A 16,257-nucleotide genomic window follows, 5' to 3' on the forward strand; every position below is an offset into this window, starting at 1 on the left:
GCGTCGGCCCGTGCCGACGTGCCGCCGGGAGCAGCGCCGCGCCGCGGCGCGTCACCGTCCTGCCGGTCCGCTGGCCGGCGCAGAGCAGGAGAGGGCCTCCCGATGAACGTCCGCTCGGCGGCCGTCGGTGCGCTCGTCCTCGGCACCGTGCTGGGGACGGCGACCGCCGTCCACGCCCACGACCAGCTCGTCGCCTCCGACCCGGCGCACGACGAGCAGCTCGACACCGCCCCCGACACCATCCGCCTCAGCTACTCCGGGGAGGTCCTGGACCTGGGCACCGCCGTGGTGCTCGCCGACCAGGACCAGGCCCAGTGGCCCACCGGCGAGCCGCAGCTCGCCGGACGCGATGTCGAGGTCGCCGTCCTCGACGAGCTGCCCGACGGACGCTACGAGGTGCGCTGGCGGGTGGTCTCCAGCGACGGCCACCCGATCAGCGGGGTCGTGCCGTTCGTCGTCGGCGACCCGCCCCCACCCGCCGCCGACCGCGCACCGGACGCGGCGGACACGGCGGCCGACACGGCGGCCGGTGCAGCACTACCCGCGGATGCCGACGGCGGCGGGTGGTCGCGCACCGCGCTGGTCGGTGCCGCGGGCGCCGGCGCCGCGCTGCTCCTCCTGCTCATCGTGACCCGGTGGCTGCCCCGCGGCCACCGCCGCACCGCACCCGGCACGCCCGGGGCGGGAGGAGGAGAGAAGAGATGAGAACACGACTGACCGGGTTGGCCGCGACCGCACTGCTCACCCTGACCGCGTGCGGCGCCACCGAGGCCGCCCCCGCCGCGACCGCAGGACCCGCCGCCGAGCACCTCACCGTCACCGACGCCTGGGTCAAGGCTGCGCCCGACGGTATGACCGCGGCGTTCGGGACGGTGACCAACACCGGGGAGTCGGCGGTCACGGTCGTCTCGGTGGAGAGCGACGCGGCCACGGACCTCGAGCTGCACGAGACGGTCGAGGGGGAGACCGGCGAGATGGTCATGCAGGAGGTCGAGGGCTTCACCCTGGAGCCCGGCGGCGTCCTCGAGCTCGCCCCTGGCGGGGACCACATCATGCTCATCGGCCTCACCGGGCCGATCCGTGCCGGCGACACCGTCGACCTCACCCTCGTGCTCGACGACGGCTCCCGGCTCGCGCTCACCGCGCCCGGCAAGGACTTCGCCGGCGCCAACGAGAGCTACCACGAGGACCGATGAGGGGCGGGCAGCGAGGCCTCACCCGGCGACAGCTCCTCCTCGGGGGAGCCGTCGCCGGCCTCGGCGCCACTGCGGCGATCGCTGCGGACAGCGCGCTGCGTCGCGACGGCGCGCCGGAGGAGCCACCGGCGCTCCACGGGCCCGAGGCGGTGCCGTTCCACGGCACCCACCAGGCCGGCGTCGTCGTCACCCCCCAGGCCCACTCCACCTATGTGGCCCTCGACCTGCACGTCGACGTCGGCCGCGACGACCTGCGCCGGATGCTCCAGGTGCTCAGCGACGACGCGGCACGCCTCACCCAGGGCCGCCCCGCCCTGGCGGACACCGAGCCGGAGCTGGCCACCGTCCCGGCACGGCTGACGGTGACCTTCGGCTTCGGTCCCCGGCTCGTCACCCGGGTGGCGGGGGAGGCGGCCGTCCCGGAGTGGCTCGGCCCGCTCCCGGCGTTCGCGGTCGACCGGCTGGAGGACCGGTGGAGCGGCGGCGACCTGCTCCTGGAGGTGGCCGCCGACGATCCGGTCACCGTCTCCCACGCGGTGCGCATGCTCACCAAGGACTCCCGCAGCTTCGCCGCGGTGCGCTGGGTGCAGGAGGGGTTCCGCCGGGCCCGCGGCGCGGAGCCGTCCGGCACGACGATGCGCAACCTCTTCGGCCAGGTCGACGGCACGGTCAACCTCGTGCCGGGGCAGCCGGACTTCGACCGCCTGGTCTGGTGCACCGACGGCTGGCTCGCCGGCGGCACGGGCATGGTGGTCCGGCGGATCTCGATGGACCTGGACGGGTGGGACCGGCTCGACCGGCCCGGACGGGAGCAGTCGGTCGGCCGGCGGCTGGACACCGGCGCCCCGCTCACCGGCACCGCCGAGCACGACGAGCCGGACTTCACCGCGACGAACGCCCTGGGCTTCCCGGTCATCGCGGAGTTCGCCCACATCCGCCGGGCTCGCTCCGAGAACCCCGACGAGCGCTTCTACCGGCGCGGGTACAACTACGAGACGCCGCCCGGTCCGTGGGGCCCGGCCGACGCCGGGCTGGTGTTCACCACCTTCCAGGCCGACCCGCTCGCCCAGTTCGTGCCGGTCCAGCAGCGGCTGTCCGACCTGGACCTGCTCAACGAGTGGACCGTCCCGGTGGGCTCGGCGGTGTTCGCGGTCCCGCCCGGGTGCGGACCGGACGGCTTCGTCGGGGAGACGCTGTTCGGCTGAGCGGGCGGGTCAGCCGGCGGCGCGTGCCTGGGCCCTGGCCCGGGCGGCCTCGATCCGTTCGAGGTCGCCCGGGGAACGGCGCAGCGGCGGGATGATCTCGTCGTCCGGGGTGATGATGACGAGGTCGTTGTCCATGTGGTCGGCCATCGCGTGGACGGCGTCGATGAAGTCGCCGCGGCGCACGGCGTCCACGATGCGCTCGTGCTCCACCTGCATGCTCTCGGCGTCGCCCGCGTGGCGCAGGCGCTCGACGTGGCCGGGGGCGGCGAGCTTCTCGGTGATCCCCGCGTAGAGGGAGGCGAGCAGGCGGTTCTTGGCCGCGTCGAAGAGCAGGTAGTGGAACCGGGCGGCGAGCTCTGCGGTGGTGTCGGGACCGCCGTGTGCGGGGCAGTGCGAGCGGCGCACCTGCTCGGCGACGGCCGCCTCGAGCGCGGCGACGTCCTCCGGGGTGCGGTGCAGCGCGGCCTGCTGGGCGGCCTCCACCTCCAGGGCGCGCCGGTAGCTGAGCAGTTCCTCGAGCGTGTAGGCGGTGAGGAACTCCGCGAGCACCGCGCTGGTCGGGGTGCTGGAGCGGACGAAGGTGCCGCGCCCCGGCAGCGTCTCGAGCATGCCGATGCTCGCCAGTGACCGCACGGCCTCCCGGATCGTCGAGCGGCCCACACCGAGCGTCTCGGCGAGCTCCGGCTCGATCGGAATCCGCGTCCCGACCGCCCACTCCCCGGTGGTGATCTTGCGACGCAGGTACGCCAGCGTCCTGCGGGCACGTTCGGTGCCGCTGCTCGTCACCACGCCTCGGCTCCTTCGGTCGTCGGTCGTCGCCGACAGTATAGGAAGGGGCCGCTCGCTCACTCGGTGAGCCACTCGGCGATGCGGTCGCGGCCCTCGACGGTGCTCGTCATCCCCAGCGCCTGCACCTGGCGGCCCTCGACGAGCAGCACCTCGTGCTCGGCCACGGCGGGCAGCTCGGCCACCGCCGGGGTGTCCAGCAGCGGCCGGAAGATCGCCTCGCCCGAGCCGTTCATGTCGACGAGCAGGATCCGGTCCGGCTCCGCGGCGATGACCTGCTCCGCGGAGATGGGTCCGGTGCGGGTCATGCCCAGCGCCTCGCTCGCGTCCCGGGCACCGGCGAGGCGCAGGATCTCCAGCGGGAACGCGCCACCGGTGGTGACGAACGGCCGGCCGGCCTGGTTGCTCAGCACGAGCACCCGCGGGCCGTCGGCGGCGGACTCGTCGACGAGACCGCCGGTGATCTCCTCCGCCAGGGCGGCGGCGTCGTCCTCCACTCCGAGGGCCCGACCCACGATGTCGATGTTCGTCGTCATGTCCGCGACCGAGGACCACGTGTTGGGGAGCACCAGGACGGGGATCCCCGCGCCCTCGAGCACGCTGCCCACACCTTCCTCCAGCCCGTGGCGGTCGTTGAGGAGGACGAGGTCCGGCGCGGCGGCGATGACGGCCTCGGCGTCGATGCTGCTCTCCGAGGGCACGTGGTGCTCCACCGCGGCCATCTGCCCGGGGTGGTTCGACAGCACCGGGTTCGTCGCCGCCTCCGGGACGAGGACGAGCCGGTCGGCGGCGCCGAGCTCGGCGACGACGCCGGCGGACTCGTAGGTCAGCGCCGCCACCCGCTGCGGCTCCTGCTCCAGCCGCACCTCCGCGGCCGGCCGCCCGTCCCCGGCGGGCACGCTCACCGTCCGAGGGAACGCCCCGGGGGACCCGGCAGCGGTGGCTCCGGCGGCCGGGTCGGACGACGGGGTGGCGGCACAGCCCGCGAGGGCGAGCAGGGCAGCGAGGGTCAGCAGGAGACGGTGGCGCAAGGCAGCCTCTCAGGGTCGAGCCGCGACGGGGCGGCGGTGGGTGAAGCTCGTGGCGGTAGGGCAGGAACGCCGCACCAGGCTGAGGGTCGGTGACCCGCTCGGGGAGGTGAACACCTCCGCGGTGACGCCGTAGACGCGCCGGATGAGGCCGGGGGTGATGACCTCGGCGGGCGGTCCGAAGGTCACCTGGCCGTCGGCGACGACCGCGACCTGGTCCGCCCAGTTGAGGGCCTGGGCGAGGTCGTGCATCGTCACCAGGACGATGTGCCCGGCGGCGGCCCGCTCGCGCAGCACGTGCATGACGGTGAGCTGGTGGCCCAGGTCGAGGGCGGAGGTCGGCTCGTCGAGGAGCATGACCGGAGCGTCCTGGGCGACCACCCGGGCGACCTGGACGAGCTGGCGCTCCCCGCCGGACAGGTGGGAGTAGCTGCGGTCGGCGAGCCCGGCGACCCCCAGGCGCTCGAGCGCGGCGTGCACCCGTTCCTCGACCAGGTCCGCGCCGGGCGTCGCCCGGGCGCCCACGGCGACGACGTCGCGCACCCGCAGCTCGTTGGGGGCGTAGCTGTCCTGGGTCATGTAGGCCAGCACGCGGGCGAGCCGGCGGGGTCGCATCCGGTGCAGGTCCGCGCGTCCGTAGCGGACCGTGCCGGTGGCGGTGACGCCGGACCCGGCGACGGCGGCGAGCAGGCTCGACTTGCCGGCACCGTTGGGCCCGACGAGACCGAGCAGGGTGCCGGGCGCGACGACGGCGCTCACCGGTGCGAAGAGCGGGCGGCCCCGGTGGGCGACGACCCGGTCGAGGAGTAGCTCGCTCACGCCGGCCTCCGGGAGAGCAGCAGGGCGAGGAAGACCGGGGCGCCGACCAGCGCGCACACCGCGCCGGTCTGGATGACGAAGGATGTCGACAGCGCCCGGGCGGCGGTGTCGGCGAGCACGAGGAACAGTGCGCCGCACACGACGGAGATCGGCAGCAGGAGGGCGTGCTTGGCGCCGATGAGGAGGCGCACGGCGTGGGGCACGACGAGCCCGACGAAGCTGATGACGCCGGAGACCGCGACGGCGGCCCCGGTGACGAGCGAGGCGACGAGGAGCAGGACGAGCCGGGTGCGGTGGACGTCGTAGCCGGAGGTGGCGGCGACGTCGTCGCCGAGGAGGAGCGCGTCGAGCGCACGCACGCGGGTGAGCAGCACGACGAGCCCGAGGACCACCGGGACCACGGCCATGGCGGCGTGCGTCCAGGTGCGCAGCTCGAGGTCGCCGGCCAGCCAGAAGACGGCGCCGCGGGCGAGCGCGTCGTCCTCGGCGTTGGCGACGAGAGCGGAGATGACGGCGCCGGCGAAGGCGTTGATCGAGACCCCGACGAGGATGAGGGTGTAGGTGCTCGCCCCCCGGGTGGTGTGGAGCACCGTCTGCAGCGCGAGCGCGACGGCGAGACCGCCGGCGAAGGCGGCGATCGGCACCCCCCACTGCAAGGAGCCGCCCAGGCCCAGGGTGATGCCGGCGACCGCACCGACGGCGGCCCCGGCGGACACCCCGGTGACTCCGGGGTCGGCCAGCGGGTTGCGGAAGACCGCCTGCATGACAACCCCGACCCCGGCCAGCGCGCCACCGACGAGGACGGCGACCACGATGCGGGGCAGCCGGATCGACCACACGACGGTGGACACCTGGTCGGCGCCGGGGGAGACGACCGCCCGGACCGCGTCGAACGGGTCGAGCCGCAGGGTGCCGAGACCGACACTGAGGAGGACCGCCCCGACGAGCGCGAGGCCCGCTCCCAGGGCGAGCCACAGCACGCGCCGCGGGAGGCGTCGCCCGGGTGAGGCGTGCGTGCCGGCCGGCCCCGCCGTCGTCGCCAGGGGGCGAGACGGGTTGTCCAGCTGGGCCATCAACGTCCTTCACGCGGGATTGCAGGGCGACGCCGGCCCGGTTCCCCCAGTCCGGCGGGCGGGTCGGACCGGCTTCCCCGGACCGACGTCGCGCGCTAAACCTGACACATCGACTTCATCAGATCAAGTACTTCATCTGATGTTACGGTGTGGCCGTTTTGTGACGACGACTCGTGACGACGACGGGAGCCCACCATGCACCAGTCCGCTGCCCCCTACGACGCCCTGCTGCTGTGCTCCTTCGGAGGGCCGAACGCGAGCGAGGACGTCGTGCCCTTCCTGCGCAACGTCGTGCGGGGCAAGGGGGTGCCGGACGAGCGGCTCGCCGAGGTGGGGGAGCACTACTTCGCCTTCGGTGGCAAGAGCCCGATCAACGAGCAGAACATCGCGCTGCGCGCCGCGCTGGCCGCCGAGCTCGGGCGCCGCGGGGTGGACCTGCCGGTCGTCTGGGGCAACCGGAACTGGCACCCCTACACGAAGGACACGCTGCGGGACGCGTACGCCTTCGGCGCGCGCCGCATCCTCACGCTGGTGACCAGCGCCTACGCCTCCTACTCCGGCAGCCGGCAGTACCGCGAGCACCTGGCCGCGGCCGTCGCCGAGCTGCGCGAGGAGGGGATCGTGCTCGAGGTCGACGTCCTGCGGCCCTTCTTCAACGACCCGGGGTTCATCGAGGCGAACACCAAGGCCATCCTCGACGCCGCCGCCCGGCTGCCCGAGGGCGGGGGGGTCCACGTCGCCTACGTCACCCACTCCATCCCCGAGACGATGCAGGAGGCCTCGGCCGTCACCGGCCCCGGCTACCGCGAGCAGCACGAGGACGTGCGCAGCGTCGTCGACGCCGAGCTGCGCGAGCGCGGCCTGGAGGTCACCTCCTCCTCGCTGTCCTACTGCTCGCGCTCGGGCGACCCGCGCACGCCGTGGCTCGAGCCGGACATCAACGACCACCTCGCCGAGCTCGCCGCCGCGGGGGTCACCCGGGTGGTCGTCGCCCCGATCGGCTTCATCTCCGACCACATGGAGGTGGTGTGGGACCTGGACACCGAGGCGCTCGGCACCGCGCGCACGCTCGGCCTGCACGCCTCCCGCGCCGCCACCGCCGGGGTGGCGCCGGCCTTCGTCACCGGCCTGGTCGACCTCGTCCTCGAGCGGGCGAGCCGGGAGCGCGGGGAGAACCCACCGGCCACCGTCCGCGGCGAGCTGGGTGCCTTCCCCGACGTGGCCCCGCCCGGCAGCTGCCGCATGCGGCACGGGGAGGTCACCGGCATCCCCGTCCTCGCCGGCACCGCCGACTGACAAGCGTCCCCCGAGCCTGAAGGAGAACCCGTGACCGAGACCGACACCCAGCCCAGCGCCTACCTCATGTACAGCGTCTTCCGGGCGGTCCTGCCGCTGCCCGAGGACGACGCCGTCCGGGCGGCGCTGGTGCGCTCGGCCCTGGACGCGGTGGAGTCGGTGCCCGGCCTCACCGTCCGCGGCTGGTACGACGTCGCCGGCTTCCGCGCCGACGCCGACCTCATGGTGTGGTGGTGGGCGCCGGAGGCCGCCGCCGTGCAGGAGGCCTACCACCGGCTGCGCGGCAGCGAGCTCGGCGCCGCCCTGGAGCCGGTGTGGTCACAGGTCGGCACGCACCGTCCCGCCGAGTTCAACCGGGCGCACGTCCCGGCGTTCCTCCTGGGCGAGGAGCCGCGCGCTCACCTGTGCGTCTACCCGTTCGTGCGCAGCTACGAGTGGTACCTGCTGCCGGCCGAGGAGCGCAGCACCATGCTGCGCGACCACGGCCTGGCCGCCCGCGACTACGCCGACGTGCGCGCCAACACGGTGGCCGCCTTCGCGCTGGGTGACTACGAGTGGCTGCTCGGCTTCGAGGCCGACGACCTGGGCCGCATCGTCGACCTCATGCGCGAGCTGCGCGCCACCGAGGCGCGCCGGCACGTGCGCGAGGAGGTCCCGTTCTTCACCGGGCCGCGCCGCACGCTCGCCGAGATCGTCGACCGGCTGCCGCGCGGGTAGCACCCGGCACGCGCGCGACGAGGCCGGTCGCGGCGGCGCCGCGACTCAGCCGGCCCGCTGCGGGACCGTGCTGCAGTCGAGCTCGGCGCCTCCCTCGACCTCGAACCGCACGTGGTTGCGCGCGTGCGCGACCGCGGCGGCGATGTCGGTGAAGTAGTGGCGCTCGTCGCCCAGCGCGTCGAGCACGCCGATCGCGTCGGAGAGCTTGCGCTGCTGCGCGTCCAGACCCTTGAGCAGCACGGTGATGCCCCGGCGCCGCAGGTCGGTGATGATCTCCGCGAGCGCGTGGGCGCCGGAGGCGTCCATCACCCGGATCTCCCGGAGCACGAGGATGATGACGCGCACGTCCTTCACCGTGGTCATCTCGTCGAGGAACCGTTTGGTCCCCCCGAAGAAGAGCGCCCCGCGGAAGTGGTAGAGGGCGATGTGCTCGTGGAGCAGCGCGTCCTCCTCCTCCGCCGCGATCTCCGGCGGCACGTCCTGGCGGGTGAGGCCGGAGACGCGCGCCATCGCCCGCAGCGCGAGGAGTGCGGCGACCGCCACCCCGACCTGGACGGCGACGATGAGGTCGAAGACGATCGTCACCACGACGGTGGAGAGGTAGACGACGGCGTCGGCCCGGGTGGCCCGCATGATCGCCCTGCCGGTGCGCAGGTCGATCATCCGCAGCGCCGTGACGATGAGCACCCCGGCCAGGGCCGACATGGGGATGAGGGACACGACGGGCGCGAAGAGCAGGACGATGAGGACGAGGACGACGGCGTGGCTCGCGGCTGCGACCCGGGTGCGGCCCCCGGCGCGCACGTTGACGGAGGTGCGGGCGATGGCCCCGGTGGCGGGCATACCGCCGAACAGACCGCTGGCGACGTTCGCCAGCCCCTGGCCCACGAGCTCGCGGTCCGCGTCGGTCTGGGGCACGTTCTCCACCATGCCGTCCGCCACCCGGGCCGACAGGAGGCTCTCCAGGGCCGCGAGCATGGCGATGGCCATCGCCGAGGGCAGCATCGCCGACAGCGCCGCGGAGTCCCAGGCGGGGACCTGGAAGGAGGGCAGCGCGTCGGGCAGGGAGCCGATCCGGTCGATCTGCAGGTCGGCCAGCTCGGCGACCACGGTGGCGACCGCGACGGCGATGAGCGAGGAGGGCAGCGAGCGGCGCACCTTGGTGAGCACCGTCATGAGGACCGCCACGCCGACCGTGACGGCGAGCGGGGTGACCGCCCGGTCCCAGTCCGTGACGCCCAGCGTCTCGACGGCGGCGGCCGTGGCGTTCTCCACCTCCGGGCGCTCGGTGTCCAGTGCCAGCGGTACCTGCTGCAGGAAGATGATGACGCCGATCCCCAGCGTGAAGCCCTCGACCACCGGCCACGGGATGACGGAGACGAGCCGGCCCATGCCGATGAGCCCCATGCCCACGACGAGGATGCCGGCGAGGATGGACAGCGCGAAGACCGACTCGGGCCCGTAGCGGGCCACGACCGGGACGAGGACGACGGTCATCGCCCCGGTGGGACCGGAGACCTGGAGGTGCGAGCCGCCGAAGACCGCCGCGACGAAGCCGGCGACGATCGCCGTGACCAGGCCCGCGGCGGGGCCGACCCCCGAGGCCACCCCGAAGCCGAGGGCCAGCGGCAGGGCGACGACGCCGACGGTGACGCCGGCCGCCAGGTCGGCGCGCCACGTGCGGCCCAGTCCCTGGTAGTCGGAGCGGCGCGGCATGAGCAGGCCGGCCGCGCGGCGGGCGACGAGGCCGAGTGAGGGGCGGGGGGCGAGGGGGGTGGGGCCGCTCACCGGCTCTCCCCCGTGAGCGCGTCGCTCGTGCGGCCGAGCGACCCGACGAGGAAGGCCCGGGCGGCGTCGAGCATGGTCGCCAGGGAGCTGTCGACCAGCGTGTACGTCACCGTGTTGCCCTGCCGGGACTTGGCGACGACACCCGCCCGCCGCAGCACGGCGAGGTGCTGGGAGAGGTGGGAGGCCTCCACGCCGATCTCCTCGAGGAGCGCGCTGACCGGTTGGTCACCCTCGCGCAGGAGCTCCAGGGTGCGGATGCGGACCGGGTGACCGAGGGCCTTGAACAGCTCCGCCTTCATGACGTAGACGGGCGTGTCGATGGCGCGCTCATGCACGGAGCCTCCGAGGGTGGGGGGTGGTTTGATGACTTGAGAAGTCTATCAAGTCATCAAGTCGGGGTCCCGGGGCGTTCGCTTGACCTTCGTCTCGTACAGGTGTTCGATAGCCGGGGTGAGGTGGGAAGGGCAGGAGATCACCGAGGAGGACGCCGCCGCACTGCCCGGGCTGGGGCGGATGGCCGGGCTGCTGCGCACCGTCCGCACACCGGACTTCGCCGGCATCGTCTTCCACGAGGTGGCGGCGCGGTCGGTGCTCAACCGGGTGCCGCCGGCCTCACGGATGCCCTTCCGGTGGACCGTCAACCCCTTCCGCGGCTGCAGCCACGCCTGCGTCTACTGCTACGCCCGGGCCACCCACCGCTACCTCGACCTCGACTCCGGCCGCGACTTCGACTCCCAGATCATCGTCAAGGTCAACGCCCCGGACGTCCTGCGCCGCGAGCTGGCCCGCCCGTCATGGGGGCGGGAGCTGGTCGCGCTCGGCACGAACACCGACCCCTACCAGCGGGCGGAGGGCCGCTACCGGCTCATGCCGGGGATCATCGCGGCGCTGGCCGACTCCGGCACCCCGCTGTCGGTCCTGACCAAGGGCACGCTGCTGCGCCGCGACCTGCCGCTGCTCCAGGACGCCGCCGCACACGTCCCGGTCTCCCTCGGCGTCTCGCTGGCCGTGCTCGACGAGGGGCTCCAGCAGCTGGTCGAGCCGGGCACCCCGACGCCGCGGGCGCGGCTCGACCTCGTCCGGGCGATCCGCGAGGCCGGGCTCGACTGCCACGTCATGGTGGCGCCGGTACTGCCGTGGCTCACCGACTCGCGCGAGCACCTCGACGCGCTCTTGGGCGAGGTCGCCCGCGCCGGGGCGACGTCGGCCACCGTGTTCGCCGCGCACCTGCGCCCCGGTGTGCGCGAGTGGTACCTGCAGTGGCTGGCGGAGCACCGCCCCGAGCTCGTCGCGCAGTACCGGCGTCTCTACGGACGCGGGTCCTACGCCCCGACGGCGTACCGCACCTGGCTCGCCGAGCGGGTCGGGCCGCTCCTGCGCGCGCACGGCCTCGACCGGCCTTCCTCGCTGCGAACGGTGGAGGCGGCGCCGGCGGCCGGCGTCCTTCCCCCGGCGCAGCCGGCACTCTTCTAGGGCCGGCTCACCATGCGAAGGGCAGGGCGCCGCGGGGGCTCGCCGGGTCCAGGTGCTGTGCCGCGAGCCCCTGGACCGGGGCCAGGACGGCGACGACGGTCGCGCCGTCCTGGCCCACCTCCTCCAGCTCGACGAGCTCGGTCACCGGCCGCTGCCCGTCCACGGTGCCCTCCTGCCACACACGCGAGACGTGCTCCACCTGGGACCCGGCGGTGGCGGGGTCGGTGAAGCGGTAGACGGCCAGGAGGCGGACACCACCGTCCGTGGCCACCGACCCGAGACCCACGGCGAGCGGGGGCGCGGTGACGAGCGGCGGGCGCTGCGCACCCGGGTCGAGCACCGGGCCGATGATGGTGTCGGCGCTCATCGGCGGGGCGAGCACGCTCAGCGCGAAGGCGTCGGCCAGGGCCGCGACGACGCCCGTCACCGCCTCGTCCTGCGCCAGCGTGGCCCCCTGCTCGGTGAGGAACGTGCGGGCGGCGGACGTCGTGGTCGTGACGAGGGCCGTGTCGTCGCGGAACGCCAGCCGCAGCGGCGCGCCGAGCTGGCGCAGCGGGGTCGTCGCAGTGCCGTCGAACTCGTGGTCCGCGCCCCTCCCGACGGTGAGGATCCCGCCCTCGAGCGGCTCCACGGTGTCCGCCGCGGCGTCCTCGTCCACCCCGGTGAGGAGGACCGACTCCTCCGGCGGCGCGCCGACGTACGCGAACGCCGTCGCGTCCGCGACGGACCAGCCCAGCTCGGGGTCGACCCCCGCCTGCAGCTCGCGCCTGAACCCGGGCGGCAGCGGGACGTGGACACCGGTCTGCGGGCTGCCGGTGGTGAGGTCCAGCGCCCACTGCCGGCGGGCGGTGGGCGGGTGCTCGACACCCGCCACCTCGGCCGCCACCCCGAGGTCCGCCGCTTGGACGACGAGCCGGTCGGTGCGCGGCGTGGGCAGCCGGCCCACGAGGTCGGGGAGGTCGGTGGGCTCCGGGAGGTCGCCGTCCGGGCGGTCCGGCTCTGCGCTGCCCGTGGCGACGTCGCCGCCCTCGGCCGCGGTGGGGTCGCCGTCGTCGCCGGTGGGGACGCCGTCGTCGCTGCTGCACGCGGCCAGGGCCAACGCCGCGGCGGCGACGGTCGTCGCCAGGGTCCTGCGGACGGCTCTCATGACCGCAGGCTACCGGGCCGCCTCAGCCCTCGGCGGTGGTCGGCGGACCGCCGTGCGCCTCGGCGAGCGACATCCGGTGCACCCGGTCGCGGTCCCACGGCCGGGTCCAGCCGAGCTCGTCGAGGACGTGGTCCAGGAGGTTGCCGGTGAACCCCCACACCCACCCACCGGGGACGAGGAACCCGGCGCTGGTGTGGGTGAGCAGCCGCACCCGGGCCCGTGAGGCGGGGTCGAGGAGGTGGCCCACCGGCACCCGCAGCGTGTGGAGCACCTCGCCGTCGTCCACCTCGGCGAGGTCGGTGCCGTCCTCCGCCCAGCCCACCACCGGTGTCACGGCGTAGCGGCTGATCGGGACCGCGAGTCGGGGCAGCGTCCCGATGACCTCGACCCGCTCCGGGGGGAGCCCGATCTCCTCGTGGGTCTCCCGCAGCGCGGTGTGGACGATGTCGCGGTCCTCCGGGTCGCGCCGACCGCCGGGGAGCGCGATCTGCCCGGGGTGGTGGCGCAGGAGCGGGGAGCGCTGGACGAGGAAGAGGTCCGCCCCGGGAGGCCCGGCCTCCGGCGCGGCCGTCGGGGTGAGGAGCAGGAGGACCGCCGCCTCGCGGTAGTCCGCCTGGGTGCGGGGGTCGAAGCGATGGACGTCGGGGACGTCGCCCAGCTCGCCGCGTGCCGCCCGGGCGACGAGGTCCGCCAGGTCGCTGCGTACCGCCGTCGTGTCCACCGGGACACCATAGGCCGTGCTCACCGGTCGGCCTGCGCCACGAGCCAGGCCTCGTCGACGGCGACGACGCGGTCGTCGTCGGGGGCCGGGTCCCCGCGGAAGGTGTTGGAGGTGAGCAGCCACAGCCGCCCGTCCGGGGCGAGGGCAACCTCGCGCAGCCGCCCGTACTCGCCGTGGAGCAGCCGCTGCGGCTCGCCGCCGTCGAGCGGCACGCGCCACAGCGACTGTCCGCGTAGCGCGGCCAGGTAGACCGCCTCCGCGGTCACCGCGATCCCGCTCGGGGAGGCGTCGGCCGGGCGCCACTGGTGGAGCGGGTCGGTGTACTCCTCCCCGCCCCCGGTGCCCTCCACCACCGGCCAGCCGTAGTTCCGGCCGGGCTCGATGCGGTTGAGCTCGTCCCAGGTGTCCTGGCCGAACTCCGAGGCGTACATGCGGCCCTCGGCGTCCCAGCCCAGGCCCTGGACGTTGCGGTGCCCCAGGGACCACACGGGCGACCCCGCCCGCGGGTTGTCCGCCGGGGGCTCGCCGTCCTCGTCCACCCGCAGGATCTTCCCGGCGAGCGAGTCCGGGTTCTGCGAGCGGGAAGGGACGGCCGCGTCCCCGGTCGCGACGTAGAGGTGGCCGTCGGGGCCGAAGGCGATCCGGCCGCCGGAGTGGTAGGTCTCGCGCGGGATCCCGTCGAGGACGACGGTGTCGGGCACCAGCTCGCCACCCTCGTGGACCATGCGCAGCACCCGGTTGTCCCGCGGGCTCGTGAAGTAGACGAAGACCCGGCGGTTCTCCGCGTAGCCGGGGGAGACGGCGATGCCCAGGAGGCCGCTCTCGTTGTCCGCCGCGACGTCGGGGACCGTCGCCAGCACGCGCGGCTCGTCATCGGGGACGAGGTGGAGCACGCGGGCGGTGTCCCGCTCGGTCAGCAGGGCCGAGCCGTCGGGCAGGAAGTCCACGCCCCACGGCACGTCCAGCCCGGTGGCCAGCACCTCCGGCTCCCGCGGCTCGGTCGCCTCGGGCGTCGGTCCCGCAGTGGGTGGGGATGTCGGCTCCGCGGTGGTCGGCGGCGCGCTCGTCGTCGGGACCGACGTGGGCTCCGGCGTGGTCGGTCCGGGGTCGTCGGTGCCGCACGCGGCCAGGGCGATGACGGCGAGCACCGCCGCCACCTCTCGGCGGGTCATCAGGTCAGGATACGGGTCCGTCCCCGCTCGCCGAGGGGCCCGGCTGCCTGTCGACGCGGTCCGTGCCGCCGGGGTGACCGTCGTTCACCCCGGCTGACCGCCGGGAGGGGTACCACCGGAGGAACGGAGATGTCGATGAGAGCTGTCGTGCTGGGAGCAACGGGGACGGTCGGCCGCGTCGCGGTCCCGCACCTGGTGGCCGCGGGGTACGACGTGCTGGCCCATGCGCGGTCCGCCGACGGCGCTGCCCGTCTGGCCGCGCTGGGAGCCACCCCGCTGCTCGGGGACAGCGACCACCTGCGGACACTGCGCGAGTGGTTCCGAGGGGCGGACGCGGTCGTCGACCTGCGGGTCGCGGTCCCGGCGACGAGCCGGGCGATGCGCCCGTGGGCGTGGCGCGAGTACGCCCGGCTGCGGGGCGAGGCGGCCGTGATGCTGGTCGATGCGGCCCTGCTGGAGGATGTGCCGCGGGTCGTGCACGACACGGTCACCATGGTCTACGCCGACGGCCGGTCCACCCCGCTGACCGAGGACGCACCGGTCGACGCGCCCGGCGCGCTGGCCGCCAACCTCGTCACCGAGCACCAGCTCGGACGGGTCACCGCCGCCGGCGGTGCGGGCGTCGCGCTGCGGCTGGCCCCGCTCTACGGGCCGGACGACGAGCTCAGCGCCCGGGTCGTCGCGGGGGCCCGCCGAGGTCGCGTGCCCCTGCTCGGGCCGGTCGACGGCTGGACGAGCGCGCTGCACACCGACGACGCAGGAGCGGCCGTGCTCACCGCCCTGACGGCCCCCGGCGGGGTCTACAACGTCGCCGACGACGAGCCCCTCACCCGGCGGGAGCTGCTCGCCGTGCTGGCCGACGCCGTCGGCGTACCGACGGTGCGCGGCCTGCCGGACGCCCTGGTGCGGGCGGCACCCGCACCGCTGCGCTCGCTGGCCCGCTCGCACCGGGTCGACGCCGGCCGGTTCCACGCCCTGGGGTGGCGGCCGAGCGTGCCGAGCCGCCGCCAGGGGTGGCCCATGGCCGTCGCCGGCAGCCGACCCGTACGGGTGCTGCAGCGCTGAGGCCCCCCGACGCGCGACGGTGGCGGCCGGTCAGCCGGTCCCGCAGAGCTGGGAGCGCACGCGCTCCGGCCGCCAGTAGGAGCGCAGCTCGACGATGCGCCCGGCGCCGTCGGTGTCGACGATGTCGATGCCCTCGGCCTCCGCGTGCCGACCGGTCCAGCCCTCGCCCGAGACGCTCCACTTCACCGCCGCCCGGGTCCCGGTGACCACGACGAGGTCCTCGGTGACGCCGAGGCGGCGGAAGGGGCAGGTGAGCTCCTCCCAGAGGTCGCGCAGCGCGGTCGGGCCGGACAGCGGCGGGCTGTCCGCGGGGTTGTGGACCTGGGCACCGGGCGCGAAGAGGGCGAGCCAGGACTCGACGTCGCCGGACCGCAGCGCGGCGTAGTACGACTCGACAGTGGCCTGTGTGGTGCTCATACGGTTCGGGCGTTCGTTCGGGACGACCGGCGGTCATCGGTGGTGGTCAGCCGCCAGGCCGGGGTCGCGGCCGGGTCGGGGGTGTAGACACAGTAGACCCCTGTGCGCACCGACGTGCTCAGATGGTGCCCGAGCGACGGCGCCCCCTCGGCGATCCGCGCGATCGCGGCCCGGATGGCCCGGGAGACGTTGACCCGTGCCCGCTCGGCCGCCGTGCCGGTGGTCCGGTCGCGTCCCCCGAGGCCGACCGCTCGGGCCAGCTCCTGGGCGAGCGCGTCGATCTCCTCCTGGGCACGCGCGGCCCGGTCCACGTGCCCCAGCTCCTCGGCGTCGGCGACCTCGGCCCGCAGCTCC

General features: G+C 74.9%; 18 protein-coding genes. 7 read left to right on the forward strand and 11 right to left on the reverse strand.

The window, feature by feature from the left end; genetic code table 11:
* Positions 1 to 102 precede the first annotated feature (102 nt).
* The 3 genes from Q0195_RS15580 to Q0195_RS15590 are packed head-to-tail and all read left to right on the forward strand — an operon-like array spanning position 103 to position 2,401.
* The gene (locus tag Q0195_RS15580) at positions 103 to 705 is read left to right on the forward strand and encodes a copper resistance CopC family protein (RefSeq protein WP_299280191.1); all 603 of its coding nucleotides are present in this window, start codon (positions 103 to 105) and stop codon (positions 703 to 705) included.
* The gene (locus Q0195_RS15585) at positions 702 to 1,196 is read left to right on the forward strand and encodes a copper chaperone PCu(A)C (protein ID WP_299280193.1); all 495 of its coding nucleotides are present in this window, start codon (positions 702 to 704) and stop codon (positions 1,194 to 1,196) included. The genes Q0195_RS15580 and Q0195_RS15585 overlap by 4 nt, the downstream gene beginning before the upstream one ends.
* On the forward strand, positions 1,193 to 2,401 hold the full coding sequence (locus Q0195_RS15590; RefSeq protein WP_299280195.1) for a Dyp-type peroxidase: 1,209 nt from the start codon (positions 1,193 to 1,195) through the stop codon (positions 2,399 to 2,401). The genes Q0195_RS15585 and Q0195_RS15590 overlap by 4 nt, the downstream gene beginning before the upstream one ends.
* A 9-nt stretch (positions 2,402 to 2,410) precedes the next feature.
* On the opposite strand, the gene Q0195_RS15595 is transcribed toward Q0195_RS15590, so the two are convergent.
* The 4 genes from Q0195_RS15595 to Q0195_RS15610 all read right to left on the reverse strand — a co-directional run bounded on the left by Q0195_RS15595 (position 2,411) and on the right by Q0195_RS15610 (position 6,107).
* On the reverse strand, positions 2,411 to 3,190 hold the full coding sequence (locus Q0195_RS15595; protein ID WP_299280197.1) for an FCD domain-containing protein: 780 nt from the start codon (positions 3,188 to 3,190) through the stop codon (positions 2,411 to 2,413).
* A gap of 56 nt (positions 3,191 to 3,246) precedes the next feature.
* Entirely contained in the window at positions 3,247 to 4,092 is an 846-nt protein-coding gene (locus Q0195_RS15600) for an ABC transporter substrate-binding protein (protein WP_299280199.1), read from the reverse strand.
* Positions 4,093 to 4,227: 135 nt separating this feature from the next.
* A complete protein-coding gene (locus Q0195_RS15605; RefSeq protein WP_299280201.1) occupies positions 4,228 to 5,034 on the reverse strand; it encodes an ABC transporter ATP-binding protein in 807 nt (268 codons plus the stop codon).
* Entirely contained in the window at positions 5,031 to 6,107 is a 1,077-nt protein-coding gene (locus Q0195_RS15610) for an iron ABC transporter permease (RefSeq protein ID WP_299280203.1), read from the reverse strand. The genes Q0195_RS15605 and Q0195_RS15610 overlap by 4 nt, the downstream gene beginning before the upstream one ends.
* 195 nt (positions 6,108 to 6,302) lie before the next feature.
* Here Q0195_RS15610 and Q0195_RS15615 point away from each other — a divergent pair, with 195 nt between their 5' ends.
* Together Q0195_RS15615 and hemQ are read left to right on the forward strand one after the other, a co-directional pair.
* Entirely contained in the window at positions 6,303 to 7,403 is a 1,101-nt protein-coding gene (locus Q0195_RS15615; protein WP_299280205.1) for a ferrochelatase, read from the forward strand.
* Positions 7,404 to 7,469: 66 nt separating this feature from the next.
* Complete coding sequence (gene hemQ, locus Q0195_RS15620; RefSeq protein ID WP_299280228.1) at positions 7,470 to 8,120, forward strand: hydrogen peroxide-dependent heme synthase; 651 nt, start codon at positions 7,470 to 7,472, stop codon at positions 8,118 to 8,120.
* A gap of 45 nt (positions 8,121 to 8,165) precedes the next feature.
* Here the strand turns inward: hemQ and Q0195_RS15625 are convergent, their stop codons facing one another.
* The gene (locus tag Q0195_RS15625) at positions 8,166 to 9,908 is read right to left on the reverse strand and encodes a SulP family inorganic anion transporter (protein WP_366518115.1); all 1,743 of its coding nucleotides are present in this window, start codon (positions 9,906 to 9,908) and stop codon (positions 8,166 to 8,168) included.
* Positions 9,905 to 10,243, reverse strand: a complete 339-nt coding sequence (locus Q0195_RS15630) for a metalloregulator ArsR/SmtB family transcription factor (RefSeq protein ID WP_299280207.1) — start codon at positions 10,241 to 10,243, stop codon at positions 9,905 to 9,907. Before Q0195_RS15630 ends, Q0195_RS15625 begins: the two co-directional genes overlap by 4 nt.
* A 115-nt stretch (positions 10,244 to 10,358) precedes the next feature.
* On the opposite strand from Q0195_RS15630, the gene Q0195_RS15635 reads away from it, so the two are divergent.
* A complete protein-coding gene (locus Q0195_RS15635) occupies positions 10,359 to 11,381 on the forward strand; it encodes an Rv2578c family radical SAM protein (protein ID WP_299280209.1) in 1,023 nt (340 codons plus the stop codon).
* Positions 11,382 to 11,388: 7 nt separating this feature from the next.
* Here Q0195_RS15635 and Q0195_RS15640 read toward each other — a convergent pair whose 3' ends face one another.
* Genes Q0195_RS15640 through Q0195_RS15650 form a run of 3 tightly spaced genes read right to left on the reverse strand, consistent with a single transcriptional unit; the run spans position 11,389 to position 14,421 of the window.
* Positions 11,389 to 12,528 carry a hypothetical protein gene (locus tag Q0195_RS15640; protein WP_299280211.1) on the reverse strand — a complete coding sequence of 380 codons (1,140 nt, stop codon included), beginning with the start codon at positions 12,526 to 12,528 and terminating at the stop codon, positions 11,389 to 11,391.
* Positions 12,529 to 12,550: 22 nt separating this feature from the next.
* On the reverse strand, positions 12,551 to 13,249 hold the full coding sequence (locus Q0195_RS15645) for a CoA pyrophosphatase (RefSeq protein ID WP_299280213.1): 699 nt from the start codon (positions 13,247 to 13,249) through the stop codon (positions 12,551 to 12,553).
* 20 nt (positions 13,250 to 13,269) lie between these two features.
* Complete coding sequence (locus Q0195_RS15650; RefSeq protein WP_299280216.1) at positions 13,270 to 14,421, reverse strand: PQQ-dependent sugar dehydrogenase; 1,152 nt, start codon at positions 14,419 to 14,421, stop codon at positions 13,270 to 13,272.
* Positions 14,422 to 14,556: 135 nt separating this feature from the next.
* Between Q0195_RS15650 and Q0195_RS15655 the strand changes: the two genes are divergently transcribed.
* Positions 14,557 to 15,486, forward strand: coding sequence for an NAD(P)-dependent oxidoreductase (locus Q0195_RS15655; protein ID WP_299280219.1), 930 nt, complete (start codon positions 14,557 to 14,559; stop codon positions 15,484 to 15,486).
* A gap of 30 nt (positions 15,487 to 15,516) precedes the next feature.
* On the opposite strand, the gene Q0195_RS15660 is transcribed toward Q0195_RS15655, so the two are convergent.
* Positions 15,517 to 15,903: a nuclear transport factor 2 family protein gene (locus Q0195_RS15660; RefSeq protein WP_299280222.1), complete on the reverse strand. Its 387-nt coding sequence runs from the start codon at positions 15,901 to 15,903 to the stop codon at positions 15,517 to 15,519.
* Positions 15,900 to 16,257, reverse strand: a 358-nt coding sequence (locus Q0195_RS15665) for a hypothetical protein (RefSeq protein WP_299280225.1), incomplete at its 5' end; no start/stop codon positions are given. The genes Q0195_RS15665 and Q0195_RS15660, both read right to left, overlap by 4 nt.

It is taken from the genome of uncultured Georgenia sp. (assembly GCF_937958535.1).
GTDB lineage: Bacteria > Actinomycetota > Actinomycetes > Actinomycetales > Actinomycetaceae > Oceanitalea.

Excerpts from the sequence above, each read along its gene's own strand:
- Q0195_RS15580 (WP_299280191.1), top strand. The coding sequence starts at position 103 with ATGAACGTCCGCTCGGCGGCCGTCGGTGCGCTCGTCCTCGGCACCGTG.
- Q0195_RS15585 (WP_299280193.1), top strand. The coding sequence starts at position 702 with ATGAGAACACGACTGACCGGGTTGGCCGCGACCGCACTGCTCACCCTG.
- Q0195_RS15590 (WP_299280195.1), top strand. The coding sequence starts at position 1,193 with ATGAGGGGCGGGCAGCGAGGCCTCACCCGGCGACAGCTCCTCCTCGGG.
- Q0195_RS15610 (WP_299280203.1), bottom strand. The coding sequence starts at position 6,107 with ATGGCCCAGCTGGACAACCCGTCTCGCCCCCTGGCGACGACGGCGGGG.
- Q0195_RS15615 (WP_299280205.1), top strand. The coding sequence starts at position 6,303 with ATGCACCAGTCCGCTGCCCCCTACGACGCCCTGCTGCTGTGCTCCTTC.
- hemQ (WP_299280228.1), top strand. The coding sequence starts at position 7,470 with ATGTACAGCGTCTTCCGGGCGGTCCTGCCGCTGCCCGAGGACGACGCC.
- Q0195_RS15640 (WP_299280211.1), bottom strand. The coding sequence starts at position 12,528 with ATGAGAGCCGTCCGCAGGACCCTGGCGACGACCGTCGCCGCCGCGGCG.
- Q0195_RS15650 (WP_299280216.1), bottom strand. The coding sequence starts at position 14,421 with ATGACCCGCCGAGAGGTGGCGGCGGTGCTCGCCGTCATCGCCCTGGCC.
- Q0195_RS15655 (WP_299280219.1), top strand. The coding sequence starts at position 14,557 with ATGAGAGCTGTCGTGCTGGGAGCAACGGGGACGGTCGGCCGCGTCGCG.
- Q0195_RS15660 (WP_299280222.1), bottom strand. The coding sequence starts at position 15,903 with ATGAGCACCACACAGGCCACTGTCGAGTCGTACTACGCCGCGCTGCGG.